This is a genomic window from Flavobacterium agrisoli (genome assembly GCF_016522065.1).
Classification (GTDB): domain Bacteria; phylum Bacteroidota; class Bacteroidia; order Flavobacteriales; family Flavobacteriaceae; genus Flavobacterium; species Flavobacterium agrisoli.
Window position 1 is genome coordinate 17,277 of sequence record NZ_JAEHFV010000006.1, and the last position, 21,767, is coordinate 39,043.

General features: G+C 37.6%; 21 protein-coding genes. 7 read left to right on the plus strand and 14 right to left on the minus strand.

Going from position 1 to position 21,767, the window contains the following annotated elements; translation table 11 throughout:
- Positions 1-6: 6 nt before the first annotated feature.
- The gene (locus tag I5M07_RS12920) at positions 7-1,389 is read left to right on the plus strand and encodes an exopolysaccharide biosynthesis polyprenyl glycosylphosphotransferase (RefSeq protein WP_200106865.1); all 1,383 of its coding nucleotides are present in this window, start codon (positions 7-9) and stop codon (positions 1,387-1,389) included.
- A 269-nt stretch (positions 1,390-1,658) separates the two neighbouring features.
- Here the strand turns inward: I5M07_RS12920 and I5M07_RS12925 are convergent, their stop codons facing one another.
- Together I5M07_RS12925 and I5M07_RS12930 are read right to left on the minus strand one after the other, a co-directional pair.
- Positions 1,659-2,792, minus strand: coding sequence for a lipoprotein N-acyltransferase Lnb domain-containing protein (locus I5M07_RS12925; protein ID WP_200106866.1), 1,134 nt, complete (start codon positions 2,790-2,792; stop codon positions 1,659-1,661).
- 8 nt (positions 2,793-2,800) lie between these two features.
- Entirely contained in the window at positions 2,801-3,871 is a 1,071-nt protein-coding gene (locus I5M07_RS12930) for a putative type IX sorting system protein PorV2 (RefSeq protein WP_262894780.1), read from the minus strand.
- A 187-nt stretch (positions 3,872-4,058) separates the two neighbouring features.
- Between I5M07_RS12930 and I5M07_RS12935 the strand changes: the two genes are divergently transcribed.
- The 4 genes from I5M07_RS12935 (at position 4,059) to I5M07_RS12950 (ending at position 6,561) form a co-directional block, all read left to right on the plus strand.
- Positions 4,059-4,769: a CDP-alcohol phosphatidyltransferase family protein gene (locus I5M07_RS12935; protein WP_200106867.1), complete on the plus strand. Its 711-nt coding sequence runs from the start codon at positions 4,059-4,061 to the stop codon at positions 4,767-4,769.
- Positions 4,770-4,775: 6 nt separating this feature from the next.
- Positions 4,776-5,630 (plus strand): glycoside hydrolase family 25 protein, encoded by an 855-nt coding sequence (locus I5M07_RS12940; protein WP_394369063.1) that lies wholly within the window; start codon positions 4,776-4,778, stop codon positions 5,628-5,630.
- Between the two features lie 255 nt (positions 5,631-5,885).
- Entirely contained in the window at positions 5,886-6,113 is a 228-nt protein-coding gene (locus tag I5M07_RS12945; protein ID WP_200106869.1) for a UPF0175 family protein, read from the plus strand.
- Positions 6,106-6,561 (plus strand): DUF3368 domain-containing protein, encoded by a 456-nt coding sequence (locus I5M07_RS12950; protein WP_200106870.1) that lies wholly within the window; start codon positions 6,106-6,108, stop codon positions 6,559-6,561. The genes I5M07_RS12945 and I5M07_RS12950 overlap by 8 nt, the downstream gene beginning before the upstream one ends.
- 116 nt (positions 6,562-6,677) lie before the next feature.
- On the opposite strand, the gene lptB is transcribed toward I5M07_RS12950, so the two are convergent.
- The 4 genes from lptB to I5M07_RS12970 form a co-directional block, all read right to left on the minus strand.
- A complete protein-coding gene (gene lptB, locus I5M07_RS12955) occupies positions 6,678-7,418 on the minus strand; it encodes an LPS export ABC transporter ATP-binding protein (RefSeq protein ID WP_200106871.1) in 741 nt (246 codons plus the stop codon).
- A gap of 163 nt (positions 7,419-7,581) precedes the next feature.
- Positions 7,582-7,929: a carboxymuconolactone decarboxylase family protein gene (locus I5M07_RS12960; protein WP_200106872.1), complete on the minus strand. Its 348-nt coding sequence runs from the start codon at positions 7,927-7,929 to the stop codon at positions 7,582-7,584.
- Positions 7,930-7,932: 3 nt separating this feature from the next.
- On the minus strand, positions 7,933-8,736 hold the full coding sequence (tatC, locus tag I5M07_RS12965; protein WP_200106873.1) for a twin-arginine translocase subunit TatC: 804 nt from the start codon (positions 8,734-8,736) through the stop codon (positions 7,933-7,935).
- Positions 8,736-9,701 carry a KpsF/GutQ family sugar-phosphate isomerase gene (locus I5M07_RS12970; RefSeq protein ID WP_200106874.1) on the minus strand — a complete coding sequence of 322 codons (966 nt, stop codon included), beginning with the start codon at positions 9,699-9,701 and terminating at the stop codon, positions 8,736-8,738. Before I5M07_RS12970 ends, tatC begins: the two co-directional genes overlap by 1 nt.
- 85 nt (positions 9,702-9,786) lie before the next feature.
- Here I5M07_RS12970 and recQ point away from each other — a divergent pair, with 85 nt between their 5' ends.
- Complete coding sequence (recQ, locus tag I5M07_RS12975) at positions 9,787-11,982, plus strand: DNA helicase RecQ (protein WP_200106875.1); 2,196 nt, start codon at positions 9,787-9,789, stop codon at positions 11,980-11,982.
- A gap of 76 nt (positions 11,983-12,058) precedes the next feature.
- Here the strand turns inward: recQ and I5M07_RS12980 are convergent, their stop codons facing one another.
- The gene (locus I5M07_RS12980; RefSeq protein ID WP_200106876.1) at positions 12,059-12,310 is read right to left on the minus strand and encodes a hypothetical protein; all 252 of its coding nucleotides are present in this window, start codon (positions 12,308-12,310) and stop codon (positions 12,059-12,061) included.
- A 70-nt stretch (positions 12,311-12,380) separates the two neighbouring features.
- Between I5M07_RS12980 and I5M07_RS12985 the strand changes: the two genes are divergently transcribed.
- Positions 12,381-13,439, plus strand: coding sequence for a DUF2891 domain-containing protein (locus tag I5M07_RS12985; RefSeq protein WP_200106877.1), 1,059 nt, complete (start codon positions 12,381-12,383; stop codon positions 13,437-13,439).
- Between the two features lie 2 nt (positions 13,440-13,441).
- Here I5M07_RS12985 and I5M07_RS12990 read toward each other — a convergent pair whose 3' ends face one another.
- Genes I5M07_RS12990 through I5M07_RS13020 form a run of 7 tightly spaced genes read right to left on the minus strand, consistent with a single transcriptional unit; the run spans position 13,442 to position 21,751 of the window.
- On the minus strand, positions 13,442-14,371 hold the full coding sequence (locus I5M07_RS12990) for an alpha/beta hydrolase (RefSeq protein WP_200106878.1): 930 nt from the start codon (positions 14,369-14,371) through the stop codon (positions 13,442-13,444).
- A 9-nt stretch (positions 14,372-14,380) separates the two neighbouring features.
- A complete protein-coding gene (locus tag I5M07_RS12995; RefSeq protein ID WP_200106879.1) occupies positions 14,381-15,127 on the minus strand; it encodes a rhamnogalacturonan acetylesterase in 747 nt (248 codons plus the stop codon).
- Positions 15,128-15,139: 12 nt separating this feature from the next.
- Positions 15,140-16,519 carry a glycoside hydrolase family 28 protein gene (locus I5M07_RS13000; RefSeq protein ID WP_200106880.1) on the minus strand — a complete coding sequence of 460 codons (1,380 nt, stop codon included), beginning with the start codon at positions 16,517-16,519 and terminating at the stop codon, positions 15,140-15,142.
- Positions 16,520-16,574: 55 nt separating this feature from the next.
- Complete coding sequence (gene pelA, locus I5M07_RS13005; protein ID WP_200106881.1) at positions 16,575-17,660, minus strand: pectate lyase; 1,086 nt, start codon at positions 17,658-17,660, stop codon at positions 16,575-16,577.
- Between the two features lie 6 nt (positions 17,661-17,666).
- Positions 17,667-19,301 carry a glycoside hydrolase family 43 protein gene (locus I5M07_RS13010; RefSeq protein ID WP_200106882.1) on the minus strand — a complete coding sequence of 545 codons (1,635 nt, stop codon included), beginning with the start codon at positions 19,299-19,301 and terminating at the stop codon, positions 17,667-17,669.
- Between the two features lie 8 nt (positions 19,302-19,309).
- On the minus strand, positions 19,310-20,524 hold the full coding sequence (locus tag I5M07_RS13015; RefSeq protein ID WP_200106883.1) for a glycoside hydrolase family 88/105 protein: 1,215 nt from the start codon (positions 20,522-20,524) through the stop codon (positions 19,310-19,312).
- Between the two features lie 9 nt (positions 20,525-20,533).
- The gene (locus tag I5M07_RS13020; RefSeq protein WP_200106884.1) at positions 20,534-21,751 is read right to left on the minus strand and encodes a glycoside hydrolase family 88/105 protein; all 1,218 of its coding nucleotides are present in this window, start codon (positions 21,749-21,751) and stop codon (positions 20,534-20,536) included.
- Positions 21,752-21,767: the final 16 nt, after the last annotated feature.

The following is a 21,767-nucleotide window of genomic DNA, read 5'->3' on the forward strand; positions in this document are numbered from 1 at the left end:
TTAGGCATGCTTTTAAAAAATAAAATGCATTTTGAGATTTCCGAACGAAAAATGATGCTTCGTTTGATGGATATCATGGTGGTGATTTCGGTGTTGAATCTCGTGCAATTTTTATTTGATTACGAGTATTTTAACTTTCTTTCGTTTAAGTATTTCAAGGTAGCGTTACTGCTATTTTATCTCAATATATTCGGTGCTATTTTCGAAATGTACAACCTGCAAACGGCAAGCAATCATTTGGAAATTCTAAAAAGTACCTTGTTAGCCGGAACTACGACGGTTTTTGTATTTTTATTTACGCCTGTTTTATCACCTGTTTTGCCTCAAAATCGCTTGCCGATTGTGGTTTTTTATGTGGTTATGGTCGGCGGACTTTTATTATGGCGGTTGTTTTATGTGTATTATTTGGCATCGCATCGTTTTAGTCAAAATGTGATTTTAATTTGTGATAAAGCACAAGTGAATGAGTTGGTGGAAGGGTTGGAAAAAGTAGATCCTCATTATAAAATTGTGGGCTACGTGAATTCAGATTCATTAGTAACAGATGCTGTCACCTCTGTACGGAGTATTCCTAAAGAAAAGTTAGCTCTTTTTGTGAAGCAAAACAGCATTTCCGAAATTGTAATTGCTTCACAAAACACCGAAGGCATTACGGCTGAGTTATATCAACAGTTACTCCATCTGTTAGAATCGGGCAAAGTGATTAGAGAATATACACAGGTCTACGAAAGCAAAACACAGCGCATTCCGGTACAGTTTATTGCCCGCGATTTTTACCGTTTTTTTCCTTTTAGTCGCAGCAACAGCAACCGATTATACTTGCTAGTCGTTCGTGTTATGGAATTGCTTTTATCCGTAATCGGGCTGTTTGTTACCGCAGTTTTGATTCCGTTTGTTTTAATTGGAAACGCTTTTGGTAATCGTGGTTCTTTGTTTTACACCCAAGAACGAATTGGAAAAGATGGGGCAGTGTTTAAAATTTACAAATTCAGAACGATGTCTGCCCATAATCCTTCCAACGTGTTGGCAAAAGTAAAAGATTGCCGTGTGACCCCCTTTGGAAAATTCATGCGCAAAACCCGTATAGATGAATTCCCTCAGTTTGTTAATGTGCTAAAGGGCGATATGGCTGTGATAGGACCGCGACCGGAACAACCTTTTTTTGTCAAGGAAATAGCCAAAGTAATGCCCTTTTACGAAACACGTCACATAATCCGACCAGGATTAACAGGTTGGGCGCAAGTGAATTACTCTTATGGTGAGTCCATCGAAGAGAGTTTGATCAAGTTGCAATACGATCTCTATTACATTAAACACCGCAGCGTTTTCCTCGATTTGAGTATTACCTTAAAAACAATTACGACTATTGTTTTTTATAGAGGGCAGTAAGGGGAGTTTAAGTGGATAAATTTAAAGATTTAAAGATTGAAGCAGGTAGCTTATTGCCTATTGCTTAAAGCTAGAATTCAAAATCAGAAATTGAGAACTAGGTATTTATTATTTAGTATGTTGCCTATAGCTTAAAGCCTATTGCCTAAAGCTAGAATTCAAAATCAGAAATTGAGAACTAGGTATTAAGTATTAAGTATTAAGTATGGTGCTTATTGCCTATAGCTTAAAGCTTATTGCTTAAAGCCTATTGCCTAAAGCCATATACACTACATGATGATTGGTATTTTTTTATTGTGCCAAGCTATTCGTAGTAGTATCAAAAAAGTGGTGATGCATAAGGGCAATACTATTAAAAAATGGGCTTTGTTGGCGATGTAAATAGTGTAGGCTACTAGTAGTATTAAGTGGAAAACCGCCAATTGATAGACTCTTTTTTTGTTTTGTATTACCGCAAAAAATACGAGTAGCACCAATAGGGGACTAAACAACAAAGCATTGTAATTGTTGGCTAATTCGTGGTGGAAGGAATAAAACCCCATCGTGATAAAAAAGAGGCCTAAAATTCCTAAGATGGTTAAGAAGGTATAATTTAGGGACTTTTTGTTCAGTACGAGCACAAGCCCTAAAAATAGGACATAGGTGTACCAATTGTTCCACCAAGAGCTTGCTTTTTCTTTTTCAAAATACAATAAAGTACTGCTTTTGCGTGCTAAGGGATGCTGCTGGTATTTAGTTTTTGCTAGGCTGTTTTTTAATTCAAAAGGCAGAAAAATGTGGGTCGCTTTTTGGTCGACTTTGGTTCCGAAAATAATGCTCGTGCCCAATTGTTCGTAAAAATGACCGTCGAAATAAGGATATAAAACCGATCGATAGGTTTGCGTTGTATCTCCTTTTTTGGTTATATAGTCCGAACCTAATGATTGGTTTAGGATATCCACCACCATTGTGGTACAGTTTTTATCGATGAATTTATAAGTGTAATAGCGTTCCTCCGAAAAGAGCGTTTTGTTGAGGTTATTAAAAATGAGTTGTTTGGCAGGTGTTTCTATTTGCAATTCTTGTTCGTAAACCGACCGTTTTTCGGCTGTATAATTGTAAATGAAATCGGCATAGGAATGGGCTACTACAAAATACTGTAAATCGCCTTTGGCAAATTTAGCTACAAAATTAGGCGTGTTAAAATCGAAAGCCCCGTAATTGTACACCACATCCAAACCTTGAACCGAATCTTTCACTCGAATGGCAGTATGGCCAAATAAGGAATACGATTCGTTTCCGGTGCCACAAGTGAGCACACTAACTTTTGCTTGGGTGGATAACGGTGTGTTTTGGGAGTAACCTTTGGCAAAAAGCAAACTCCATAACCCGACTAGATAAAGTAATTTTTGTAGCGCCTTCATATTTTTTTTTATTTTCTAAAAATACCTAAATCTACTTTCAACGAAAAAATATTCGAATATAAAGCAGTACTTTGATTGCCTAAATCGGTCAACGCATAATCTACATGTATGCCTTTGTATTGAAATCCGAGTCCGATATTGGGCTGAAAACCCACGCTAGTGGATTGGTCGAGTTGGGTGATCTTTTGAAAATTTCCTACTCCCGCTCGCAAAAAAACCAAATCGGTATAGCCAAATTCCAGTCCAACTGCGGGATCAATACTTACGAAGTCGGTCGAAATAATATCGTTGGTTTCGGTAAAACGCATGTTCAAATTGGTGGCAGCCAAAATGCTGTAATCGTAATGAATTACAAATTTTTTCGCTATTCCGAGTTGCGCTTTTGGCAAGGTAATTTCTCGGTCTTCGGGTAATTCTTGGTTTTGTCCTGGTACCGCATCGGCTATTTTTTGGTAGGCCTCTTCGTCAATGTTCCAAACGTTATAGGTTGTGGTAATATCCCGTAGCATGAGGCCAAACTGCCAATCGTTGCGATCCATTTGGATGCCAATATCAAATCCAAATCCCCACGAGTTGGCAAAATCGCCTATAATACGGCGAATTACTTTGGCATTCACCCCGTACTGCAAACCTTGAACCGGTAATTTTCGGGCATACGAAAAAGTAAAACCATAATCGGCGGTCGAAAACAAACTGATTCGGTTGTAATCGATATTGCCTTCGTTGTCAATCAAATTGGTGGTATTCATGATGTCGTCTACTCCAAAACGAATCATTGAAAATCCCCACGCGCTTTCCTCGTCAATCGGACTTGCATACGCCATGTAATCGTACTGCGCAATGTTAGCAAAGTAATTGGCGTGCATTAAGCCCAAGGCGTGGTCTTCTAAATGCACCAAACCGGCGGGATTCCAATAAACACTATTCACATCGTTTGTTGCCGCTACTGCGGTGTTGGACATGGCCAAAGCAGCCGCGTCTACACCTATATTTAGGAACTCATTCGAATATTTTCGAGCCGTTTGCGCATATTGAATGGCGCTGACAAATAAACAAGTAAAAACTAAACTTTTTCTCAAGAGTATATGGTAACGGTTGGTTGTTGGTTTGACGGCTTCAAAAATATAATTTTTTAACGAGCTTAGTTCTTGATTCTCAGAAATTATCTCAAAGAAGTTTATTTTAACGAAATTCTGTCTGCAAAAGCCGTAAGACAATCGGTTATTATGCTAAATTTGTTCTCCAAGATTCTTAATTTTTCTACACATGAACATCAAAAAGCATATTCCGAATATCATTACGTTGTTAAACCTTTTTTGCGGCTGTATTGCTTTGGTTTTTATTTCGAAAGCGGATTATGAAAACGGTTTTTATTTTGTGTGTTTGGGTATTTTCTTGGATTTTTTTGATGGTTTTTTTGCACGTCTTTTTAAAGTATCGAGTCCGTTGGGGTTGCAATTGGATTCTTTAGCCGATATGGTGACCAGTGGTGTGGTGCCGGGCTATGCTATGTTTGTTTTATTGCAACATGCTCAACATGAAATTACGGAAAGTTCTTTTTTTCCGTATTTAGGCTTTATCATTACTTTGGGCTCTTGTTACCGCTTGGCCAATTTTAATATCGATACACGTCAAACCGATTCGTTTATTGGGTTGCCAACGCCAGCAAATGCTTTATTTATTTTAAGTTTGCCTTTGGTGTTGCAGTATACCGATTCGTTATTTGTCTTGGAATTGTTTACTAATCAATGGTTTTTGTTATTGGTTATTGTTAGTAGTGCTTTTATTTTAAATGCCGAAATTCCGTTGTTTTCCTTGAAAGTAAAAAAGTTTAAGTTAAAAGACAATGCTTTGCAAATTGGCTTTTTGCTGCTTTCTTTTTTATTGGTCGTTTTTTATGCCTTTTTAGGGATTACGTTGGTTATCATTTTATACGTTGCATTGTCTGTTTTTGCTAATGCCTTTTTGAAAAAGTAGTGCTTGATTATGAGAAAATCGCCTAAGCGTAAAACCACATACAAACGCAGTGCTAAATCGAATTCTTCTTCCTTAAAACGCTTGTTTCAACGTTTTTTGTTGTTGTTTTTTTTAGGTTGTTTTGTGTTTGTGTTGTATCATTTCAGAAGTGGGCTTGCTTATTATTTTAGTTTTAAAACCGATAAAACGTTGGTTGGTGAAGAAAAGCGCATTTCGGATGTGCGCAATATACAGGTAATAGAAAACCACAAAGGCAAGGTGTTGGGAATTGATGTTTCGGAGTTTCAGGAAAAAATTGATTGGGATTTGGTGGAAACCGTAGAAGAAACCTATCCGATTCATTTTGTTTTTGTTAGGGCAACTGCAGGATGTGATCGTTTGGATCGGCGGTTTAAACGCAATTGGAAAGCCGTTCAAGATCGAAAATTGATTCGTGGTGCCTACCATTATTACCGTCCGAACGAGAATTCAATTCAACAAGCTGCTTTTTTTATTCAGCATGTGCATCTGGAAAAAGGCGATTTGCCTCCCGTTTTAGATATCGAAAAGTTGCCCAAAACCCAGTCGATTGATAGTTTGAAAGTAGGTTTGCATCGCTGGTTGGATAAGGTAGAAGCGCATTATAAAGTCCGCCCCATTATTTATTCGGGTGAGCGTTATTACGATGATTTCTTAAAAGAAGAGTTTAGTGATTATGTTTTTTGGATTGCCAATTACAATTTTTACCGCGAAAAAATGGATTCGGATTGGTTGTTTTGGCAGTTCACCGAAAAAGCGTCGGTAACGGGTATTCCACGACTGGTAGATGTGAATGTTTACAACGGTGATTTGCAGCAATTGCAGTTTATTACCGTGGATTGACTTATTGGGGATAGTTGATGGTTGGTAGGAATAATTCTTAAAAACGTGTTTTTCAATTCATAAAAATCGGTTTTTAGAGAATTTGGTGATTTTGCCGGCTCACTTGATGCCTTTACTGTTTACTCGATTCTTATTGGTAAAATTCAACCCTATTCCCGGTATGGGCGGCACTGTTTTATTTCTCACTAGCACCATTTTCTTTGTATATCCAACTTGTGGTTTAATATTTTTGTACTTTTGAAAAAAAGAGAAACTATGAGAACAATACAAGTAAATATACCCGATAGTGTTGATTTAAAAGATTACGATTTTTCAATGATAATAGCGTCAAAACTTTATGAGGATGCAAAATTATCGGCAGGGCAAGCTGCAGAAATAGCTGGCCTAACCAAAAGGGCATTCCTAGAAATACTTGGGAAATATGGTGTTTCCATATTTAGTAATTCAATAGATGATTTACAATCCGATATAGCAAATGCATAAAATAATAATTTCCGATACAAGTACGCTAATTATTCTTCATAAAATAAACGAACTTAATATCTTGCAACAAGTTTATGGAGAACTTATTACTACTCCTGAAATTGCTGAAGAATTTGGAGAAAAATTACCAGATTGGATAACTGTACAATCCGTAACTGATGAAAAGTATCAAAGGTTTTTGGAAACACAAGTAGATCGTGGCGAAGCAAGTGCAATTGCATTAGCGTCGGAATTTGAAGATGTTACCTTATTATTGGATGATCTTAAAGCTCGCAAATTAGCGCTACAATTAAAACTTAGGACAACTGGAGCCTTGGGGGTAATACACAAAGCAAAACAAATGGCCATTATACCAAAAGTTAAGCCTTTCATTGATAAAATGTTGTTGACGAATTTCCGAATATCTAAGAATATTATTGATGAAATTCTAAAGTTGAATGACGAATAAATTGCCAGCTACTAAAACAAGAAACTGTTGTGTAGCGCTCCTTTGCGATATTTTAAGCGGATAATTTAAGAAATTCTTTTGCGTCCTTTGCGGTTAAACTTGCAGAGGTCGTGTCTTTAAAACTCCAGTTTCTTTTTGCGGAGTTCGAAGTTTTGTCCTAAATACACACGTCGAACCATTTCGTCTTCGACTAATTCTTCAGGAATACCGGCTTTTAGGATTCCTCCTTCAAACATTAAATAGGTTTTGTCGGTGATGGCGAGGGTTTCTTGTACGTTGTGATCGGTGATTAGGATGCCGATGTTTTTGTTTTTGAGTTGCGCTACAATACGCTGAATGTCCTCTACCGCAACAGGGTCTACTCCTGCAAAGGGTTCATCTAATAAGATGAATTTTGGGTCGGTAGCGAGGGCGCGAGCAATTTCGGTACGGCGACGCTCACCACCCGAAAGTAAATCGCCACGGTTGGTGCGAATGTGTTCTAAGCTAAACTCGGCAATTAATTCCTCCATTTTGGCAATTTGAGCTTCTTTAGGAAGTTTGGTTAACTGCAAAACGCTTAGAATGTTGTCTTCGATGCTTAGTTTTCTAAAAACGGATGCTTCTTGAGCTAAATAACCAATGCCGTGTTGGGCTCTTTTGTACATCGGGAAATCGGTAATGTTCATTTCATCTAGATAAATATTACCCGAATTGGGTTTTACCAATCCCACAATCATGTAAAAAGAAGTTGTTTTTCCGGCTCCATTCGGACCTAAAAGGCCCACGATTTCTCCTTGATTTACTTCTACAGAAATCCCTTTTACCACACTGCGTCCTTTGTAGGTCTTGATTAAATTATCGGCTCTTAATTTCATGTTTTTAAAGTTGCTAAGTAGCATAGTTACTACGTAACTAAGTTTTTGTAATTGCAAAGAAACGAATTTCGTCTATTTGGTTTTAGGTTTTAACTTCAATTTTGGTTTTTAAATTCGGTTAGCTAGAATTTAGAAACAGCCATCAGATTTCTGTCAACTACCACTATTTTTGTTTCTCTAGCTCTTCCCAAAATTCGTACGCTCTTCGCAAATGAGGAATCACAATCGTACCACCTACAAGTGTTGCAATTCCCATGGCTTCCATCATTTCTTCTTTGGAAACACCTTCTTTGTAACTTGTTTCTAAATGGTATTTTACACAATCGTCGCAACGCAAAACCGTTGATGCTACTAGGCCTAAAAGTTCTTTTGTTTTTACATCCAAAGCTCCTTCGGCATACGCATTCGTGTCTAAATTGAATATTCTTTTGATGATTTTGTTATTGTCGGCCAACAATTTTTCGTTCATTTTAGAACGGTAATCGTTGAATTCTTGTACACTATTGCTCATAATTTAGTCTTTTTGTTTTTTGTATACCAATTTAGATATTAAAATGCTGATTTCATAGATGAGTAACATCGGGAGTGCTACAATCGTTTGGCTCACTACATCGGGAGGTGTTACGATTGCCGCTATAATTAAGATGGCAATGACCGCATATTTCCAGTATTGACGGAGTATTTGAGGAGTAACCAATCCCAACGCGGTTAAAAAGTAAATGATTATAGGAAGTTCAAAAAACAAGCCCCCGGCTAATACGCTGGTTTTTACCAATCCGATATAGGAATCGATTGTGAATTGATTGACGACAACATCACTGATGGTAAAGGTGGCTACGAAATTAATCGACATCGGGATGATGATAAAATAGCCAAAAAGCACGCCTAAGAAAAACAATAAAGAAGAAACCACAATGAACAATCGAGCATTTTTCTTTTCATTATGGTATAAGGCCGGACTTATAAAACGCCATATTTCCCATAAAATATACGGAAAACTCAGTATGAATCCACATAAAATGCACATCCATACAAAAATGTTCACCTGTCCTTCCATTTCGGTATTCTGAATCACAAAGGATAAATCGGTAATGCAGATGCTATCTACACCCAACTGATGTGCTAAATCGCAAAAGAAAACATAGGTAAAGAAAGTAGGACGCGTGGGACCAAAAATGATGACATCAAATAGATAATCGCTGATAAAATACGTGGCAATCGCCATGATTATAATGGCAATAGTGCTTCGTACGAGTAACCATCTTAATTCTTCGAGATGGTCTAAAAAAGACATTTCGGTAACTATTTTTTTTGCCATTATACAATTCCTTCTTTTAAAATGTCATGTAAATGCAATACCCCTATGTATTGGCCGTTTTCGGCTACAATTAATTGCGTAATCGAAAAATCTTCTAAAATATGTAAGGCCTCAACTGCCATGGTTTCGGGCGTTACTATTTTTGGGTTTTTGGTCATGATGTCTTTTGCTGTTAAATGCGCAATCGAATCGTTGTCGTTTAACATTCTACGAACATCCCCATCGGTTATGATTCCGACTAAAGTATTATTTTCGATAACGGCTGTGACTCCGAGTCTTTTTTCGGATATTTCGAAAATGGCTTTTTTAACCGAATCGTCAGGATGAACCATTGGCTTTAGAGAGTTTTCGATCATATCTTTAACACGTAATAAGAGTTTTTTACCTAGAGCACCTCCGGGATGGTATACTGCAAAATCTTCGGGTTTAAAATCGCGTAATTCCATCAAAGCTATGGCTAAGGCATCACCCATGACCAACTGCGCGGTTGTACTGTTGGTTGGTGCTAGGTTAATGGGGCAAGCTTCGGTTTCTACGGTGGTGTTTAGGACGTACGTTGAGCCTTTGGCTAGGAAAGAAGTCGTATTTCCTGTCATACCGATTAAGGTATTTCCAAAACGCGTTAATAGCGGAACCAGTACTTTTATTTCGGGGCTATTCCCGCTTTTGGAGATGCAAATAATCACATCGTTTTCTTGTACCATTCCCAAATCACCGTGGATGGCCTCGGCGGCATGCAAAAACAAAGACGGTGTTCCGGTGGAATTAAAAGTAGCGACCATTTTTTGTGCAATAATGGCACTTTTTCCGATGCCTGTTACAATTAAACGGCCTTTGCTTTCGTATATGGTTTGCACTGCTTTGCTGAAATTTTCATCGAGGTAATCGATTAGTTTGCTAATAGCTTCACTTTCAGATAAAATGGTTTTTTTGGCGATGGCCAATATATTTTCTTTAGTAATCAAAACAGAATCGTTAAAGTTTGTGTGTATAAAAGAAAGTTGTATCTTTATATGATGCAAATTTAGACAAAATACCATATAATAAAGAATGAATTCAAACGAAATTGAAATACATAAGGAATTAAAGAAGTATTTCGGCTTTAGTCAATTTAAGGGCTTACAGGAGCAAGTAATTCAAAGTATTTTGAATAAAAAAAACACCTTTGTGATTATGCCTACAGGAGGCGGAAAGTCGCTCTGTTATCAATTACCCGCTTTAATTCAGGAAGGAACCGCAATTGTAGTATCACCTTTAATTGCATTAATGAAAAACCAAGTAGATGCTATTCGGAGTTTGTCCTCAGAAAACGGAATAGCACATGTTTTAAATTCTTCGCTTACCAAATCAGAAATCACCCAAGTTAAAGCCGATATTACTGCTGGAATTACCAAGTTGTTATACGTTGCCCCCGAGTCGTTGACCAAAGAAGAATATGTGCAGTTTTTACAGAGTGTGCCTATTTCTTTTGTGGCTATCGATGAAGCGCACTGTATTTCGGAATGGGGACATGATTTTAGACCCGAATATCGAAATTTACGCCATATTATCAAGCAATTGGGAGATGTTCCGGTAATTGGATTGACCGCTACGGCTACGCCAAAAGTACAGGAAGATATTTTAAAAAACCTGGACATGACCGATGCGAATACTTTTAAAGCCTCGTTCAACCGGCCTAATTTGTATTATGAGGTTCGTACTAAAACGAAAAATGTGGAATCGGATATTATTCGGTTTATTCGCCAACATAAAGGCAAATCAGGAATTATTTATTGCTTGAGTCGCAAAAAGGTAGAGTCGATTGCAGAAGTTTTGCAGGTCAATGGCATTAGTGCCGTTCCGTATCATGCCGGACTAGATGCCAAAACCAGAGCCAAACACCAAGATATGTTTTTGATGGAAGATGTCGATGTGGTGGTGGCAACTATTGCTTTTGGAATGGGTATCGATAAACCCGATGTGCGTTATGTGATTCATCATGATATTCCCAAATCATTAGAGAGTTATTATCAGGAAACGGGTCGCGCAGGACGTGATGGAGGAGAAGGACATTGCTTGGCGTATTACTCGTATAAAGATGTTGAAAAATTAGAGAAATTCATGTCGGGCAAACCGGTTGCAGAACAAGAAATTGGTTTTGCCTTGTTGCAAGAAGTGGTAGCGTATGCCGAAACGTCTATGTCGCGACGTAAATTTTTATTGCATTATTTTGGTGAAGAATTTGACAGCGAGACAGGAGAGGGTGCCGACATGGATGACAACGTACGCAATCCGAAAACCAAGGTGGAAGCCCAAGATGCAGTAGTGAAATTGTTAGAAATTGTACGCGATACCAAACATATTTACAAGTCGAAAGAAATTGTGTTTACCTTAATTGGTCGGATTAATGCCGTTATAAAAGCACATAAAACGGATACCCAATCGTTTTTTGGTTCGGGTTCTGATCATGATGAAAAATATTGGATGGCTTTGTTGCGACAAGTTTTGGTTGAAGGCTTTCTTTCTAAAGATATCGAAACGTACGGGATCATTAAAATTACCCCTAAAGGCCTGGATTTTATTAAAAACCCAAGGTCTTTTATGATGTCGGAAGATCACGAGTACAGCGAAAACGAGGATGATACCATAGTTACGGCTTCCAAATCTTCGGCTACAGCGGATGAGGCTTTGATGGAAATGTTGCGCGAATTGCGTAAAAAAGTGGCTAAAAAATTAGGCGTGCCTCCTTTTGTCGTTTTTCAAGATCCTTCCTTGGAAGATATGGCCTTGAAATATCCCATTACGATTCCGGAATTGTGCAACATTCACGGGGTAGGAGAAGGGAAAGCCAAAAAATATGGCGCTGATTTTATCGCCCTGATTAACCGTTATGTAGAAGATCATGATATTATCAGACCCGATGATTTGGTAGTGAAATCTACTGGAGTGAACTCGGCAAATAAATTATATATCATTCAGAACATTGACCGCAAACTACCGTTAACCGATATTGCTTCGGCAAAAGGATTATCCATGGATGCGTTGATTAAGGAAATGGAACAGATTGTATATTCGGGTACCAAATTAAATATCAATTATTGGTTGGATGATTTATTAGATGAAGACCAACAAGAAGAAATTCACGATTATTTTATGGAATCGGATTCGGATAAAATAAACGATGCCTTAAAAGAATTTGATGGCGAATATGATATAGATGAGCTGCGTTTGATGCGTATTAAATTTATTAGTGAAGTGGCTAATTAGGTTTTTTTTAAGCTGCAAAGTCTCAAAGGTACAAAGGTACAAAGGTCTTAAAGTCGATTGTTTGAAACTTTCGGTTTTAAGACTTTTCGTTTTCTAGATATACTTCTCCGCGGTGGGGTTTTAGGGCATCTCGAACGGCTAACATATTTTCTTCGGTTACCACCATATAAGCGAGTGCTAACATTTCATTTTTAATTTCAAAACCCGTGATATTTGGGGTTAGCTTTTCAATCGTAATGAACTCTTTCAAATGAATTTCATGATGTTCGGCTATTTTTGCGGCAGCAGGTCCTCTAAAATCCCAAATTAATTTAATTTTTCGTGACATTTTCTTGTTTTTGATGGCAAATTTACAAACTTTGCTTTTTAAACTATCCCTTTATCATTAAAACTAGCCTATGAGAAATTTTTTGATTTTGCTCTTCCTTTTTATTTCGCCCTATTTTTATGCACAAACCTTAACTCTCGAAAAAGCCAATCATTTGGCTAGTTTGCCGATTACCTGTTTGCAACAAGAATATCCCAATAAATTAAGTCAGTTGTTGCAGGATAGTACCGAAATTCAGTCGCCTAAAGTATTGCATCCGGCGTTTTATGGTTGTTTTGATTGGCATTCGTCGGTGCACGGGCATTGGAGTTTGGTCTATCTATTACAACATTTTCCAGATTTAAATCAAAAGGAATTGATTATCGAAAAATTAAAGGTGAATTTGTTTACAGCCAATATTCAAGCTGAAATAGCCTATCTTTCTAAGATACACGAAAAATCATTTGAACGTACTTACGGCTGGGCTTGGTTGTTGCAATTGCAGTTGGCTTTGGATACAAGTGATGGGGCGTACGCTAAAGAATTAGCGCAACAGTTGCAGCCTTTGAGTGACTTGATTGTAATACGTTATCTGGAATTTTTGCCCAAATTGCTTTATCCCGTTCGAGCAGGAACACATACCAATACGGCATTCGGATTATCCTTAGCTTGGGATTATGCCGTGCATAGTAATCATGCGGTTTTACAAAAAGCGATAAGAGAAAATGCATTGCGTTTGTTTTTAAAAGACGAAAATTGTCCCTTTACTTGGGAACCCAGCGGTACCGATTTTTTATCACCTTGTATGGAGGAATTGGGCATTATGCAACGGGTGATGGATTCGGCTTCATTTTTGAAATGGGTCAAAGCATTTGCTCCTAATTTATCTGATAAAAAATTCAGTTGGGAAGTAGCTCAGGTTTCCGATAGAACCGACGGACATTTGGTTCATTTGGATGGATTGAATTTTAGTCGGGCTTGGAATTTGTTTTACTTGGCTAACCACTATCCCAAACAATATGGGCATTTAAAAACTATAGCCAACCAACATCTTCAATTTTCCTTACCTTCGGTTGTAGATGGTAATTATGAAGGCGAACATTGGTTGGCTACGTTTGCTTTGAAAGCGTTTGATTCGGTTGGCAAGTAGTCTTACGGAATCAATTGTAAACTTTTAAGCCAATTTTCGCATACCACTGGCCAGTATAAACTCGTGTCTTTTACACCTAGGCCAAAACCATGACCACCGACTTTGTACACGTGCATTTCGGCACTTACTTTATGTTGTTTAAAAGCCATATAATAATTGATGCTGTTTTCTACAGGAACAGCTCCGTCATCGGTAGCGTGAATTAAAAAAGTAGGCGGTGTGTTAGCGCTAACTTGTAATTCGCCTGAATATTTCTCGATTGTTTCTTGCGTTGGATTTTTTCCTAATAAAGCATTACGAGAACCCATGTGGGTGTATTTTTCGTTCATGGTGATTACTGGGTAAACCAAAATTGAAAAATCAGGTCTTGCACTTACCGCTGTAGTGGGTTCGTACACCTTATCTTCAAAATGAGTAGCAATAGTGGCGCCTAGATGGCCACCAGCCGAAAAGCCCAAAACACCAATTTTATTGGTATCCAGATTCCATTTTTTTGCATTCGAACGAATATAACGCATGGCTTCTTGTGCATCTTGTAAAGGCGCAATAGTTTTATTGGTAGCAATTAAATCGTTGGGTAAACGGTATTTTAAAACAAAAGCTGTAATTCCTAACGAATTGAACCATTTGGCTACTTTAAAGCCCTCTTTATTCATGGCCAAATGAGTATAGCCTCCTCCCGGAAAAATCAAAACAGCGGTTCCGTTACTTTTTCCATTTTCTGGCTCAAAAATACTTAATGTAGGAATGGCTACTTGTGAAGTACTTTTTACCGTTCCATCTTCTTCCAGTTGTGGTTTTTCGGCATAGTCTTTTGCTTCTATGCTATTGGGAATTTTAGAAGACCATAAATTGATGGTTTTTTGTTGTGCATAACCTCCAAAAGTTAGGCAAAACCCAAGTACAAACAGTAAAAAGGGTATCTTTTTCATGGCATTATTTTATTTAATTCCGGCTTGTAAAAGCTTAAGCTCTGGATTTTGCAATAATTTTATTTGTTGAAGTGCAATTTTCGCCACTTCATTGGCTCCCAATTCTGATAAATGGGTATCATCATCTTTATCGGAGGTATAGTAGGGATTTTCGCCTGCTTTGTAATGCAAATGCAGTTTTTTAGAGCCTTCTGGTCCGTATTTTTGTTCTAATAATTCGGTATGGTATTGCATGTCTACAAAAGGAACATTGTATTGTTGTGCTACCAAACGAACTTCGAGCGGATATTCTCCGTGAGAATCGACTAAAACCCCATTTTCATTAAAATCACGTCTTACTATAGAAGTAAACAAAATCGGAATAGCTCCTTTACTTCTGGCTTCGGTGACAAATTTAATTAAGTTATAACGATACGCAGTGTGCGGGTTGGTGTAACGTGCCGAATCCTTTATTTTTTGATCATTATGGCCAAATTCGATAAATACATAATCGCCTTTTTTTAGTTTTTGATATACTTCGTCCCATTTTTTTTCATTGATGAAACTTCGGGTACTGCGGCCGTTAATGGCTTTGTTTTCAAAAATCAGATTGTCTTTTAAATACGGTTGTAGTACCTGTCCCCAACCGTGTTCTGGATTTTTTTCTGGATCCTTTTTGTTGGCCATGGTCGAGTCGCCAATGCCGTAAATAGTGGTTTTTTGAGCCGATACTGCCACTGAGAGCAGTAGTAATAAAGATGCTAATTGTATTTTCATTGTTTTAAATTTTTATTTTGCAGCTGTTGGAATAGTAGCGCGTTCGCCAATTACTAAATTGTTCATGATGATGTTTTCGGTGTATTCAGAACTAATAGCATTTTTGGCTGCTTTGATTTCGATGTTGTCGAAATACAGATCGTGGACTTTTTTATCGGGAAATCCTTGTATTACAATTCCGGTTTGGTTGGCTTTGTTACACGAAATATTGCTGAAATAAGCATTGGAGATTTCGGTTTGATGTCCTTTTCCTTCTCCCATGTAATTGGCTGTGATGTAAATGGCATCTTCCACTTCATCTAATTTGATATTGCGTGCGTATATGTTTTTGATGTATCCACCGCGATCGGCATTGGTTTTAAAATAAATGCCTCTTTTAAGGTAACCAATTGTTTGGCAATTTTCGATGAAAACATTTTGAACGCCTGCTGACATTTCACTTCCTAAAACCACTCCGTGTAAACCTTTAAAATTGCAATTTCGAATTACAATATTTTCGCTTGGTGTATTGGAATTAGCTCGACCTTCGGTGTCACGACCTGCTTTGATGGCAATGTTGTCGTCGCCGTTATCAAAATGGATGTTTTCGATTAGGACATTTTTTGCATATTCGGGATCAATACCGTCGTTGTTTTTGTTTAAGGAATGGTAACGCAAATTGCGAATGGTGATGCTTTCCGATTTCAGTAAATGTAAACACCAAAAAGGAGCATCTTCGATTTTGACACCCTCTACCAAAATGTTTTTACAATTAAAAAATTGAATCAGTTGCGGTCTTAAAAAATAGCCTTTTCCAAATTTTCTTTCGGATATGGGTGTGTTGTTGTGGTTCATTTCTCTGGTTTTGGCTTTTCCAGGGCCTTCTTTTTCTTTGAAAGAATGCCAGGTTTTTCCGCCTTCGCCATCAATAGTTCCTTCGCCTGTAATGGCTATGTTGGTGCAATTATAGGCGTAAATCAAAGGACTATAATTATAAATGAAAGTGCCTTCCCAACTGGTGGGTACCAAAGGCAAATAATCATCAGGATTGTCGCTAAAACGAAGGATTGCATTTTTGTCAATTTGCAATTTGACATTACTGACAAAATGAATTGGGCCGTTTAGTTGGTAGTCCCCTTCGGGCACCACAATCGTTCCTCCCTTGTTTTTTTGACAAAGCGCCATGGCTTTGTCAAAATATTTTTTGTCATTTGCAATGGCATTTCCTTTGGCACCTAATTTTTTTACGTTTACCGAATAATCCGGAATAGTAGGCAACTGAATGGCATTTACAATGGCATCGGCTTTTTGAGTATGAAAATCAGATTCTTGTGTGAATGCCGTACAAGCAAATAATAGGATTAATAAACTCCAATTTCTGTTCTTACGGTTTGTTTTATTAATTTTAATCATTTGGTGTATGCTTTGCTATTTACAAGATTTTCTTTTTTAGAACTACATTTTGTGCTTATTCCAAATTGTTTTTCTTTTTCCATTTGTAGAATTTTTTCAGGACTTCTTTCGGCTCGTTAGAGTACCAGCTGTATCCATTTCTACGTTCAGCCCCAATTTCTTCTAAACTGTATTTTTTTATTCCGTCACGGTCACAAAAGAACGGTTTGTTGTTGTCTAATTCCATAAAACGTGCCCATAAAAAGGGTGCATCGGGTTCGTTAACCAATTTGGTATCGGTAACTTTTCCGTTTTCGTCGTATACACGTTCTACTTTGGTATCGGTTATTTTTACCTTTCTAAACCAATCGTCTGCGGCGGTTACGGCTGTCACAATTTCGGGAGAAGGTCTGTCAATGCTCATTAACAAAAGTACCAATTTTGCCGATTCTTTTCCGCTTAAAGACGCAAGTTCATAGGCTCTGGCGTTGGTAGGTAGAAAGGTTACTTCGTCATGTTGGGCACACCATGCGGTTAATACACCATCTTGTTTGTACTGTGTTTTTAAGATGCAGCTAATTCCTTTTTCAAAAGCAACCTGACAGTTTTTAATTTTGTCTTCGGGAATATCAATAGTGTAAAATTTCTTGTAATCAATGATGCTTTTTAGCAATACCATGATGTTGTACATGGAGTTATCGTTGTACGTAATGTGGGTGTAATATCCTTTTTTAAGCGGGTAATATTGTGGCCAACCTCCGTTTTCGTATTGTGCTTTAAGAATATAATCCAATCCTAATAGAAAAGCCGCTTTGTACCGCTCATCGGGAACTTCTTGATAGATTCGACCTAAGAAATTCATTTCTTGATAGGTGGCGTTGTTGTCGGTGGTGCAGCCTTTTGGGTCGCTTTTTTCGGCTTTTAATTTGGCTTTCTCTTCCTCCGAAATCGGTTTTTGCATTTCGATGTTTTTGTGCCATCCGCCTATGTCTTTTTGGTAAAGCAATACGTTTTCGGCGACTGCTTTGGCTACTTCGGTTTGAAACCAAGCTGTTGGATTCTTACGAACGATATCAACCCATTTGTTGTATCCCATTTGAGCTTGCAAGGAGCCTGTAATGATTAGTAATAAAAGTGGTATTTTTTTGATTAAGTTGTTCATTGGTTTTTATTTAGTGAATTTTATCCAGTCGATTAAAACATTCCCGGCGTCGTTTATCTTTCCTTCTCTAAGAGCAACAAAACCGATTTTGGCTCCTATCCATTTTCCCTCTTTAGCAGTAAAAGGCTTTCCGAAGGTTTCAAAATTTGTTCCGTTTTCGCTGTATTCAAAAGTGCATACAGCTCCTTTGGTTACGTTAACTCTGAGATAAAAGGTATTTGATTGTAACGCTTTGCTTTTGCTTTCTGTTTCGGTTCCTTTTTTATCTGCATTTTGGCAGGTTACTTGCGATAAAAACAGTTTCCCGTCTTTTTGACTTACTTTTAAATAGGTGTAATCCAAACCTAAAATGACCAATCCAGTTTGTTCTCCATCAAAACGCGCGTTAAAAGTCATTTTGGTTGTAGCGGTAAAAACTTCGTCTGGGAATTTTTGCAATAACAGATTTGGAACATCAAATAAATTGGTCGCATTTTCAGGAGTGGGTTGGCAGTATAAGGTATAGTAACCCATAGTAGAAGGGAAGCCCCAGTATACTTGTGGATTAGCATGCCATTGCCATTGTAAGCCCAATTGTGGTTTGTCAAATTCATCCGATACGGTTAAAGGTGTAACAGGGAAATTTGATTTTCCGACATTTGGCTTTTTGTAAGTGAGAACCGGTTTTCCTATTTCTTTGCCATAGGGTTCTCCAATAATAGGCCAATCTTTTTTCCATTGCATGGGCTGCAAATGTACAATTCGCCCGTAAGCACCTTTGTCTTGAAAGTGTAAGAACCAATCTTCACCCGTTTGAGTGGTTACCCAAGCACCTTGATGTGGGCCGTTTATTGGTGTATTGCCCTGATCCATTACTTTTCTTTTTTCATAAGGACCCCAAACGTTTTTAGAACGCAACACGGTTTGCCATCCTGTTGGAACTCCACCAGCAGGAGCAAAAATATAATAGTAACCGTTGCGTTTGTAAAATTTTGGCCCTTCGATAGTGGTTTCTCCTTCATGCCCATCAATAATGATTACATCATCCTGATTTGCTTGTAAGGTTTCTTTTTCTAGAGTACAAACGGCTAGTAATGATTTTATTCCGGCTCGGCTTCCTGCAAAAGCATAGGTCAAGTAAATTTTCCCGTCTTCATCCCAAAGCGGAGTAGGGTCAATCAATCCTTTTCCTTCTTTGATTAGCATTGGTTTTGACCATTTACCTAATGGATCAGTGGTTTTTACCACAAAGATTCCGTAATCTGGATCGGGATAAAAAATATAAAACTCGTTGTTGTGGTATCGTATACAAGGCGCCCACACGCCACCACCGTGTTGTGCTTTGGAAAAAACCTCGGAGGGTTCTAATTTTGGTAAGGCATAATTAACCAAAGTCCAGTTTACTAAATCTTTGGAATGTAAAATAGGCAAGCCCGGAATGCAATTAAAAGAAGAAGCGGTCATGTAATAATCGTCACCGACGCGTATGGCATCGGGGTCGGAGTAATCACTATGCAAAATTGGGTTGCTGAAGGTTCCGTTTCCGTTATCAGCAATCCCAATTTCTTCTTTTAAAGTTTGGTTTTTATTTTGAGCCACTACTTCAGCCATGGTGGTAAAGGCTATGGCTAAAGCGACAGTGGTACTTTTGAAGTACTTCATTTGAAAATTTATCGGTTTAATTCTAACGCAGCTAAGATAAATGGTCCAGTTGCTTTTGGGTCATTGTCTTTTTTACGTTCGTTTACATAGTATTCGTAAGAACCATCGCGATATGGATTACCTCCTAAACCAGCCACAGCACAGGCTTGTGTAATTACGACTTCGCCGTTAGGTCCCACTTTGATTAAATCTTTCACCATTGCATCAAAAGTTTGATTGGCAATTTTTTTGTATTTCGCTGGTAAGTATCCTTTGTTGGCTCCTTTAGCAAAAGCATAGGCAAACATAGCCGAACCAGAAGCTTCTAGGTAATTTCCTTCGCGGTTACCCATATCGGTAACTTGGTACCATAAACCTGATTTGTCTTGTACTTTTACCAAAGCTTCAGCTGTTTCGTTTAGATAGCTAACCAATTCTTTTTGTTTAGGATGATCTTTAGGCATATAATCCAATACATCGACTAAAGCCATTACATACCAACCCAAAGAGCGCGACCAAAAGTTTGGCGATTGTCCGGTTTGTTTGTTAGCCCAAGCCATTTCTTTACTTTCGTCCCAAGCATGGTACAATAAACCGGTTTTAGGATCTTTTGCATTTTTTTGAATCAGCTCAAATTGTTTGGCGATATCATCAAAACTTTTTCCCTTTTCAAAAGTAGCCGTATATTCTGCGTAAAAAGGCTCTCCCATATACAATCCGTCTAACCACATTTGGTTTGGATAGATTTTTTTGTGCCAAAATCCACCACTTGGTGTACGAGGTTGTTCTTCTATTTGTTTACGAAGCAACTGCATCGCTTTTAAATATTTATCTTCTTTTGTTTTGGCATACACATCAAATAATAAACGACCTGCTACAATCATATCGATGTTGTATTTCTCTAGGCTGTACGTTTTGATTGATCCATCGGCCTCAATAAAATTATCCACATAGCTTTTTACGTAATTTTCATACGTTTTATTGGGTCTGGTATGATCTAATTCTTCAATAGAAGTTAACACCAATCCGTGAACATAATCCCATTTTGGCGCTTTGGCATCATCGATCATCCAAGATTCTGGATGCGCTTTTATAAGGGTTTGTGCCATTCTATCCGACCATTTTTGATTGGTTTGGATTTTTGAAGAATCCACAACGGTAGTGTTTTTTGTTTTGCAACTCAAAATAGACATCGCTAATGCCAATGTTGCCACTTTAAAAAGGTTTTGTTTTGTTTTTAACATGATAGTTTATTATTTGTTTAATTCTAAGGCAGCCATTATAAATGGTGCTGTTCCGTGTGAGTTATCGATTTTAATTTTTTCGCTAATATAATAATCAAAAGAGCCATCTCTATAAGGATTACCTCCCAATCCAGCACTTCCGCAAATTTGTGTTAAATGAAGTTCTCCGTCAGGATCAACTATTATTAGTTTTTTTACAACTGCGTCGAATGCTTTTTCAGCAATTAATTTATATTTGGGCGGTAAATATCCCTTATTTGCTCCTTTGGCAAAAGCATAACTAAACATGCAAGATCCAGATGCTTCTAAATAATTGCCCTTTTTTTTCCCCATATTGGTTACTTGAAACCACAATCCAGATTTGTCTTGGTATTTTGCTATACCTTCAGCAGCTTGATTAAGAAATTTTATCAAGGTAACCCGTTTCGGATGGTCTTTGGGCATATAGTCTAAAACATCTACGAGAGCCATTACGTACCAACCAATTGAACGCGACCAAAAATTTGGAGAGCGTCCTGTAACCGGATCTGCCCAAGCGATTTTTTTGCTTTCGTCCCAAGCATGGAAAAGTAAGCCTGTTTTGGGGTCGTAAGTATGTTTTTGAATTTCTTCAAACTGTTTTACAACATCACTCAAATTTTTTCCGTTTTCAAATTCAACGGTATATTGTGCGTAAAAAGGAGCTTCCATGTACAAGCCGTCTAGCCACATTTGAAAGGGATAAATGTCCTTATGCCAAAATCCACCAGAATTTGTACGGGGATGATTTTTTAATTTCTCAGCTAAAAAATGGATGGTATTTAAATACTTTTGGTCGCCTGTTGTTTTGTATAAATTAAAAAGCACTTTACCTGTATTTATGACATCCAGGTTGTGTTCTTCTTTAGTTATTCCTAAAATAGCTCCAGAGGGTTCTATTACACTATCTATATAATTTTTAATGTAGTTGTAATAAACTTCGTTTTTTGTCTTGCCATATAACTTGTCAAAAGCATAAAGTGTAAGTCCTGTTTTGTAATCCCATTTGAGTTTGTCGTTATTGTCTATTTTCCAAGCTTCAGGATATCTTTTAACAATTGAAAGAGCCATTCTTTCCGAATATTTCAGTTTTTCTGAAATTACTTCTGTTTGTTTGGTATTGTTTTGGGAGTAAACGGGCAACTCTATACTTAAAAAGTAACATAGCGCTAAAACGGAAAGCAAATTTGAAATTACCTTATTTAACATTGTACTGTATTTTATA